Annotated in this window: 8 protein-coding genes; 6 read left to right on the top strand and 2 right to left on the bottom strand. The window is 70.9% G+C overall.

Annotation, left to right across the window (positions count from 1 at the left end; all coding sequences use genetic code 11):
• Positions 1 to 621: DUF2244 domain-containing protein (locus VGL30_RS17315; RefSeq protein WP_331541270.1), on the top strand; the 621-nt coding region annotated here is incomplete at its 5' end.
• 125 nt (positions 622 to 746) lie between these two features.
• Here VGL30_RS17315 and VGL30_RS17310 read toward each other — a convergent pair.
• Positions 747 to 1,604: a DUF4440 domain-containing protein gene (locus VGL30_RS17310; RefSeq protein ID WP_331541269.1), complete on the bottom strand. Its 858-nt coding sequence runs from the start codon at positions 1,602 to 1,604 to the stop codon at positions 747 to 749.
• 137 nt (positions 1,605 to 1,741) lie between these two features.
• Here VGL30_RS17310 and VGL30_RS17305 point away from each other — a divergent pair, with 137 nt between their 5' ends.
• Entirely contained in the window at positions 1,742 to 2,506 is a 765-nt protein-coding gene (locus tag VGL30_RS17305; RefSeq protein ID WP_331541268.1) for a molybdopterin-synthase adenylyltransferase MoeB, read from the top strand.
• Here the strand turns inward: VGL30_RS17305 and VGL30_RS17300 are convergent.
• Positions 2,487 to 3,473, bottom strand: a complete 987-nt coding sequence (locus VGL30_RS17300; RefSeq protein WP_331541267.1) for a D-glycerate dehydrogenase — start codon at positions 3,471 to 3,473, stop codon at positions 2,487 to 2,489. The genes VGL30_RS17305 and VGL30_RS17300 overlap by 20 nt on opposite strands.
• Before the next feature lie 74 nt (positions 3,474 to 3,547).
• On the opposite strand from VGL30_RS17300, the gene VGL30_RS17295 reads away from it, so the two are divergent.
• The 4 genes from VGL30_RS17295 to VGL30_RS17280 all read left to right on the top strand — a co-directional run.
• Positions 3,548 to 4,087, top strand: coding sequence for an SH3 domain-containing protein (locus tag VGL30_RS17295; protein WP_331541266.1), 540 nt, complete (start codon positions 3,548 to 3,550; stop codon positions 4,085 to 4,087).
• A gap of 67 nt (positions 4,088 to 4,154) precedes the next feature.
• Complete coding sequence (fabA, locus tag VGL30_RS17290; protein WP_331541265.1) at positions 4,155 to 4,679, top strand: 3-hydroxyacyl-[acyl-carrier-protein] dehydratase FabA; 525 nt, start codon at positions 4,155 to 4,157, stop codon at positions 4,677 to 4,679.
• Positions 4,680 to 4,706: 27 nt separating this feature from the next.
• Complete coding sequence (gene fabB / locus VGL30_RS17285; protein WP_331541264.1) at positions 4,707 to 5,915, top strand: beta-ketoacyl-ACP synthase I; 1,209 nt, start codon at positions 4,707 to 4,709, stop codon at positions 5,913 to 5,915.
• A gap of 102 nt (positions 5,916 to 6,017) precedes the next feature.
• A partial coding sequence (locus VGL30_RS17280) for an SDR family oxidoreductase (RefSeq protein WP_331541263.1) occupies positions 6,018 to 6,312 on the top strand: 295 nt, incomplete at its 3' end.

Raw genomic sequence — 6,312 nt, 5'->3', positions numbered from 1 at the left:
CGGGCCTGCTCAGCCGGGCTGAGCCGCCGCTTCGCAGGCGCCGTCTTGCGCGGTTTCGGTTTGGTCGCGGGCTTGGCCATTGCAGGGCGCAAGATGGTCCGCGCCGACCCCTTCCGCCAAGGCGGATTCCGGGCCTATGTTCGCCGCGTGGCCGGCCAGACCTACATGGATGCGGTGATCACCCCGCACCGCTCGCTCTCCGAGCGGGGGTTCATCATCCTGATCAGCGCGGTGACGCTCGCCAACTGCTGTTCAGCGGCGGTGTTCGTCTACATGGGGGCGGTGCTGGTGCCGTTCTTCCTCGGCCTCGACCTGCTGGCGGTGGTGGTGGCCTTCATGGTCAGCTTCGGCGCCGCGCGGCGTATCGAGCGGGTGACCATCACCGCCCGCGACGTGGTGGTGAAGCACGAGACGCCCAACTGGAGCCGTGTGGTCTGGGAAAGCCCCACGGCCTTCACCCGGGTCGCCGTGGAGACCGAGGACGACCGCACCGTTGACCTGCGGCTGGCGCTCTCCGGCAAGCAGGTCTCCGTGGCCCAGGCGCTCAGCCCGCGGGAGCGCGGCGAATTCGCCCAGGCGTTGGAAAAGGCGATCTGGGAAGCCCGGCGCGAGTGGGGCTGAAAACCATCCCTCCCCGTTTCGGGGAGGGTGGCGCGCGGCAGCGAGCCGGGTCGCGTTCAAGCGCTGACTCCCAGCTTGGCCCACACTTCCCCACCCGACCTCGGCTTCGCCTCGGCCACCCTCCCCTAAAGAGGAGGGGTGACCTCGATGAGCTGATCGAAGACCAGCGCCCACCTGCCGGCGCGGCGCTGCCAGACGCGGACATAGTGGCCGCGGCCCCTGTCCCAGCGGGCATCGCCATAGGTCCAGGCGAGGTCGCCCGCCTTGGAGGCGGAGCCCCCGAGCGGGCCGAAAGCGATGGCGCGGGCGCGGGTGGCGAGCTCCCGGTCGACCGCCGGCGGATCGGTGGCCGGGCCCGCGGCCGAGCCTTGTACGCGCGCGTCGGGGGCCAGCACGGCCTTGTAGGCGCCGGCCGCGTCGGTCCTGGCGCGGGCGGCGAGCGCGATCTCGGCGGCGCGCACCTGGTTCATGGCCGCGTCGGGCGCCATCGCCTTGGCGTCGCCCGGCGGCAGGAGGATGGGCTCCGCGGCCGGGCCCGGCGCCTGCTTGCCGTCCGCCTCGACGCCGCCGTCGTAGACCCATTTCCAGCCCCCGTCGGGCTGGCGCGCCCAGACGGTGAAGTAGAAGACCCCGGGCGCCGCGCCGTTGACGGTCGCCGGGCCGGTCGTGAAGCCGAGGTCGCCCGAACGCGCGATGCCGGCGAAGTTGGGCCACCAGTTCAACACGGTCCCGCCGTCCTTCGGCAGCTTCGGCGGCGGCCGGGCGCCATAGACCGCGCGCGCCAAAAGCGGGTCCGGACTGAACACGATGGCGTCGTCGGTCATATATTCCAGGAAGCTCGGCGCGACGCCGACCACCGCCGCCCGGGCGGCGAAGGCCCGCTCGGCGGCCACCACCGGCGCGGCGCTCACGGCCGCAGGCAGGGCCCGGGCCAGGGTCGCGGCCAGCAACAGGGCGCCCGCCGCCATCGTCGTCTTCAGCACGTCACAGCTCTCCTGACACGAACCATCTCACCCCGCGGCCCCGCCGGCCGAAACCCCCGCCGCGACGAACGCCGCGCCGCCTGCGACCGGCGCTACGATGGCGGTTGCCTAGCCCGCTCGTAAAGCGATGATGGCCCATGACCTTACCGACGATCTTCGGGGACGCCGAAATCGAGCGTTACGCCCGCCACCTGGTCCTGCGCGAGGTGGGCGGGCCGGGGCAGCAGGCGCTGAAGGCCGCGCGCGTGCTGATCGTCGGGGCCGGCGGCCTGGGCTCGCCCGCCGCGCTCTACCTGGCGGCGGCCGGCGTCGGCGCCTTGATCCTGATCGACCCCGACGACGTCGACCGCTCCAATCTGCAGCGGCAGGTGCTCTATGCGGAGGCGGACATCGGCCGGCCCAAGGCCGAGGCGGCGGCCGAGCGGCTGGCCGCCTTGAACCCGCACATCTTCGTGGCCGGACACCGCGGCGCCTTCGACGCCTCGACAGCTGACGAACTGTGCTCGCACGTCGATCTGGTGCTGGACGGCACCGATGACTTCGCCGTGCGCTACGAGGTCAACGCCGCCTGCGTGCGGCACGGCAAGCCGCTGGTTTCCGGCGCCATCGGCCGCTGGACCGGGCAGGTCGGCGTCTTCCAGTCGAAGCCTTGCTACCGCTGCCTGGTCCCGGACATACCGCCCGACGCCGAGACCTGCGCCGCCGTGGGCGTGGTCGGCGCGCTCGCCGGCGTCATCGGTTCGATCATGGCGCTGGAGGCGATCAAGCTGATCGTCGGTGCGGGCGAGCCCCTGACCGGCCGGCTGATGCTCTACGACGCGCTCTCCGCGGAAACCCGGACCATCAAGGTCGGCGCCGACCCGGAGTGCCCGGTGTGCGGGTCTAAAGCATCGACGGTATGACCCGGTCGGGCGGCTTGTGGCCGTCCATCCAGGTGCGGATGTTGATGATCACCTTTTCGCCCATGTCGATGCGGCCCTCGATGGTGGCCGAGCCCATGTGGGGCAGCAGGACAGCGTTGGGCAGGCCCAGGAGCTTCGGATTGATCTTCGGCTCGAACTCGAAGACGTCGAGGCCCGCGCCGGCGATGGCTCCCGATTTGAGGAGGTCGGCCAACGCCGTCTCGTCGATGATCTCGCCGCGGGCGGTGTTGATCAGGATGGCGGTGGGCTGCATCAGCTTCATCCGCCGCGCCGAGAGCAGGTGGTAGGTGGCCGGCGTGTGGGGCGAGTGGACCGAGACGATGTCCATCCGGGCCAGCATCTGGTCGAGGCTTTCCCAGTAGGTCGCCTCCAGCTCCTCGGCGATCCGCGAGGAGACGGGCTTGCGGTTGTGGTAGTGGATCTGCATGCCGAAAGCCCGCGCCCGGCGCGCCACCGCCTGGCCGATCCGCCCCATGCCGATGATCCCAAGCCGCTTGTGGGTGACGCGGCGGCCCAGCATCCAGGTGGGCGACCAGCCGTCGAACTTGCCGGCCTGGATGACCGACGCCCCTTCCACCAGCCGGCGGCCCACGGCCAGGATCAGCGCCAGGGTCAGGTCGGCGGCGTCCTCGGTCAGCACGCCCGGCGTGTTGGTGACGACGATGCCGCGGGCGTTGGCCGCGGCGACGTCGATATGGTCGAAGCCCGCCCCGAAGTTGGCGATCAGCTTCAGGTGCTCGCCGGCCTCGGCGAGCACCTCGGCGTCCAGCCTGTCGGTGATGGTGGGGGCCAGCACGTCGGCCCGCTGCAGGGCCGCGATCAGGGCCTGGCGGCTCATCGGCACGTCCGCCAGGTTGAGCTCGGTGTCGAACAGCTCGCGCATCCGGGTCTCGACCGGATCCGGCAGTTTGCGCGTAACGATGACTTTCGGCTTGCGGGCGGCCATGGGCGATCTGAAAAGGGGACGAGAACGGTTCGGCGGTCGGGCGTGTCTTGACGGTAGTCTCTAGCAAAGGGCCCATGAACGGCCAAGGCAAGCGAATGCGCAGGGCGGGCCGCAAGGTCTTGGCGCCTCTCGGGATCGCGGCGCTCGTCCTGGCGGCGGGCGCCACGGCCTGGGCGGCGGTCGACCGGCCGACGCCGTCCGGCCTGCCGGTGCCGCGCTATGTCTCGCTGAAGTTCGGCGAGGTGAACGCCCGCGCCGGCCCGGGCGACGACCATCGCCTGCTCTGGGTCTACCAGGTCCGCGGCCTGCCGGTGCAGGTGGTGGCCGAGACCGCCGAGTGGCGGCGCGTCTGCGATCCGGAAGGGGGGCTGGCCTGGGTGCACAAGCGCACCACCGACGGCCGGCGGATGGTGATGAACGTCCGCGCCGCGCCGACGCCTCTGCACAACTCCCCCAAGGACACGAGCCATGTGAAGGCCCTGCTGAACAGCCGGGCGATCGCCGCCCTCGACCGGTGCGGCAAGGGCTGGTGCCGAGTGAAGGTGGACGGCGTGGCGGGCTGGGCCCCGGCCGGCCGGCTATGGGGGACGGCCGAAGCGGCCCAATGCCGTTGAGCGGCGCGCCGCGCTCTGCTAGGGCCTGACCCTCCAGCGGCGGGGTCTGACGGACGGAAGGCGGAATATGACGGTGGTCAAGGCCAAGAGTCGCTATGCGCTCGAGGATCTCCTCGCGTGCGGGCGCGGCGAGATGTTCGGTCCCGGCAACGCCCAGCTGCCGGTTCCGCCGATGCTGATGTTCGACCAGATCACCAACATCACCGACACTGGCGGCGCCCACGGAAAAGGCGCCATCGAGGCGCAATTCGATATCCGTCCGGACCTCTGGTTCTTCGACTGCCACTTCCTCGGTGACCCCGTGATGCCGGGCAGCCTGGGCCTCGACGCCATGTGGCAGCTGGTCGGCTTCTTCCTGGGCTGGATCGGCGGCGCGGGCCGCGGCCGGGCGCTGGGCTGCGGCGCCGTGCGTTTCGCCGGCCAGGTGACGCCCGCCGTGAAATCCATCGTCTACAAGATCGACATGAAGCGGGTCATCAACCGGTCGCTGGTCATGGGCGTCGGCGACGGGGTGCTCGAAGCGGACGGCAAACCTATCTATTGGGCCGAAGATCTCCGCGTCGGGCTGATGAAGCCGCAGGACCTCGCCTGACGCCACCGGGGGGCAGGGAGTACCCAAATGCGCCGTGTCGTCGTCACCGGGATCGGGATCGTCTCCTCGATCGGCAATAACGCCCACGAGGTGCTGGCCTCCCTTCGCGAGGCCAGGTCCGGCGTCGTGGCCGCGCCGGAATACGCCGAGCTGGGCTTCCGCTGCCAGGTGCACGCCGCGCCGCACATCGACTGGGAGGCGATGGTCGACCGCCGCGCCGCCCGCTTCCTGGCGCCCGGCACGGCCTATGGCCACATCGCCATGGAACAGGCGATCGCCGACGCCGGCCTGGCGGAGACCGAAGTCTCCAACGACCGCACCGGCCTGATCGTGGGCTCCGGCGGCCCGTCCACCCGCGCCATCGTCGAGGCCGTGGAGACCACCAAGGCCAAAGGCCCCAAGCGCGTCGGCCCCTTCGCCGTGCCCAAGGCCATGAGCTCCGGCGCCTCGGCGACGCTGGCCACCTGGTTCAAGATCCGCGGGCTCAACTTCTCCATCTCCTCGGCCTGCGCCACCTCCACCCACTGCATCGGCGCCGGCTACGAGCAGATCGCGCTCGGCAAGCAGGACGTGGTCTTCGCCGGCGGGGTGGAGGAGCTCGACTGGACGCTCAGCGTGCTGTTCGACGCCATGGGTGCGATGAGCAGCAACTTCAACGACCGGCCGGCCGTGGCCTCCCGCGCCTACGACCGCGACCGCGACGGCTTCGTCATCGCCGGCGGCGGCGCGATCCTGGTGCTTGAGGAGCTGGAGCGGGCCCGCGCCCGCGGCGCGAAGATCTACGGCGAAATCATCGGCTACGCCGCCAACTCCGACGGCTTCGACATGGTGGCCCCTTCCGGCGAGGGCGCCGCGCGCTGCATGCGCCTGGCCCTGCAGGGCGTCGACCGCCCCATCGACTACCTCAACCCCCACGGCACCTCGACGCCGATCGGCGACCTGCGCGAGATGGACGCCGTCCGCCAGGTGTTCGGCGACAGGCCGCCGCTGATCTCCTCCACCAAGTCGCTGACCGGCCACAGCCTGGGCGCCGCCGGCGCGCAGGAGGCGATCTATTCGCTGCTGATGCTGAACAACGGCTTCGTCGCCGAGAGCGCCCACATCGAGAACCTCGACCCGGCCTTCGAGGACCTGCCCATCGTGCGCCAGCGCCTCGACAGGCCGCTCGAGACGGTGATGTCCAACTCCTTCGGCTTCGGCGGCACCAACGGCTGCCTGGTGATCACCCGGGTCTGAAACCCGCTCGTCCCGGCGAAAGGGGGAGCGAAACCCCCGCCTTGCGCGAACCGCCGCGCCTCGGCACAACCAGCATCTCCGCCGACGCAAGAGGATCGCCCCATGGCCGAAGACTACGCCTTGCCCAAGGGCGAGCTGATGAAGGGCAAGCGGGGGGTGGTCACCGGGGTGGCGAACCACCAGTCGATCGCCTGGGGCATCACCGCCCAGCTGGCGGCGCAAGGCGCAGGCCTCAGCCTGTTGCACCTGCCGGGAATGGAGCGGCGGGTGCAGCCGCTGGCCGACAGCATCGGCGTCACCAGCCTCGCCGCGGCCGACGTCACCGACGACGTCTCCATGGACGCGGCCTTCGCCAAGGTGGAGGCCGACCTGGGGACCATCGACTTCTTCGTCCACG

Source organism: Phenylobacterium sp., assembly GCF_036502675.1.
Taxonomy (GTDB): domain Bacteria; phylum Pseudomonadota; class Alphaproteobacteria; order Caulobacterales; family Caulobacteraceae; genus Phenylobacterium.
Note: the sequence above shows the minus strand (reverse complement) of the source record. Positions and strands in the feature narration are given on the sequence as shown.

What these genes read in the sequence shown, in the direction of transcription:
- VGL30_RS17305 (WP_331541268.1), top strand. Translation starts at nt 1,742, where the DNA reads ATGACCTTACCGACGATCTTCGGGGACGCCGAAATCGAGCGTTACGCC.
- VGL30_RS17300 (WP_331541267.1), bottom strand. Translation starts at nt 3,473, where the DNA reads ATGGCCGCCCGCAAGCCGAAAGTCATCGTTACGCGCAAACTGCCGGAT.
- VGL30_RS17295 (WP_331541266.1), top strand. Translation starts at nt 3,548, where the DNA reads ATGAACGGCCAAGGCAAGCGAATGCGCAGGGCGGGCCGCAAGGTCTTG.
- fabA (WP_331541265.1), top strand. Translation starts at nt 4,155, where the DNA reads ATGACGGTGGTCAAGGCCAAGAGTCGCTATGCGCTCGAGGATCTCCTC.
- fabB (WP_331541264.1), top strand. Translation starts at nt 4,707, where the DNA reads ATGCGCCGTGTCGTCGTCACCGGGATCGGGATCGTCTCCTCGATCGGC.